The 1409-nt window shown below is 35.7% G+C and carries 1 protein-coding gene; it reads left to right on the top strand.

Annotated elements, in window-relative coordinates; genetic code table 11:
- Positions 1–362 precede the first annotated feature (362 nt).
- Positions 363–1229, top strand: a complete 867-nt coding sequence (locus VB654_RS12395; protein WP_323214067.1) for a hypothetical protein — start codon at positions 363–365, stop codon at positions 1227–1229.
- Positions 1230–1409: the final 180 nt, after the last annotated feature.

Below are 1409 nucleotides of genomic sequence, written 5' to 3'. Positions count from 1 at the left end.
AAATTTCTTCAGCAAGCCCTACTTACCTAACGCAAAAACCTCCCAAAGTCTGATGACTCAGTGTCTTTTGTGCCTAGTGTAGCATACAATACTCTTTATTGGAGCATTCGCTTTAGCAATACGTTGATTGAGATAATTTATTTCTTGGAAGTCAGTTAAACAAGTATCTTCACGTATAAATTATACAAAATTCATCAAATCTAATTATTGATTTTACGTATATTGATCATTACTCATTTACAATATGACTGGATCAAAAATCAGACAAAAAGTAGCCTTAACATTTAATTACGGGCATATTTTTAGTATTCACACAGGCTACAGTCGAAATTGTCTTTATTTATACTTTTTTCCTAAAAACTATGGATTCTACAGAGAAAGGTTTCGTTACTATTTTGACAGGTCTTTACTCATACCAAGATTGCATACATTTCATCGCTTCTGTACGCAAATTTCATCAAGAACCTATTGTAATTTTTATTGCTCGTGTTCCTTTCCTTCTCCAAAGTTTTCTTCATTGCTTCAAAGATGTAATACTGCTTCCCGCACCTTCCCTTGAAAATCCAGTTTTAGCATCTCGCATAGCTAAGATTTCTCTGTATGAAGCATCACCATTTGAGAAAACCATTTTTTTGGACTGTGATATTTGTCTCCTATCTCCTATAGGAGAAATTTTTGATGATCTCAATCATCATGACTTGGTAATTACTAAAGACGTTGTACCTTGCATGACTGAAGCTCAGACACTACTGAGATCAAATCAGAGTTGGACTGAAGAAACTAATGTCGTTCCTATTTTTCAAGCGGCTAATTTACCTGTTACTGAAAATACTATCCACTATAACAGTGGCATGATGGCTTTTCGGCGCACTCCTACCGTTGAGCATCTATTTCTAGAATATAGCCGCTTTTTTAAAGATGTAATTCTTAAAAATCAAGATATCTTTAGAGTCAGGGACCAAGGAGCCTTAGCTGCGGCTATTGAAGTTGTAAAACCCAATATTAAAACCCTGTCACCTACATACAATTTTTTAAGCAAATGGAAAGAAGTCTATGGTACTTTGACAGACCCTATTAAGGTTTTACACTGCACTTACCCTTTGAGACCCCAGTATGCTAAAGAGGTTAGCCGATCATTCCCTACCAGACTTTTTGATCGAATAGCTAAATTGATACTACCAAATCAAACTGCTAACCCTTGGCGTTCGAGTAAAGCAGATTTACCATAGCTTGGTATCTAGCAATACAGGCGTTGCGAATTACCGCAATTTTCAAATAAATAAACCACAGTAATTGAAGCAACTGAAGGTAAAAGCACCAATCAAAGAAACATTTTCACCCTTGTTTCCAGGGATACTATCAATGGCTTTGGCAAATAAGGGTGAGTAGTCAAAAATTTATCTTTACTG

The organism is Nodularia sp. UHCC 0506 (genome assembly GCF_034931045.1).
In the GTDB taxonomy this organism is placed as follows: Bacteria; Cyanobacteriota; Cyanobacteriia; order Cyanobacteriales; family Nostocaceae; genus Nodularia.
The sequence above is the reverse complement of the archived record's forward strand: the minus strand, read 5'-3'. Positions and strand labels throughout refer to the sequence as shown.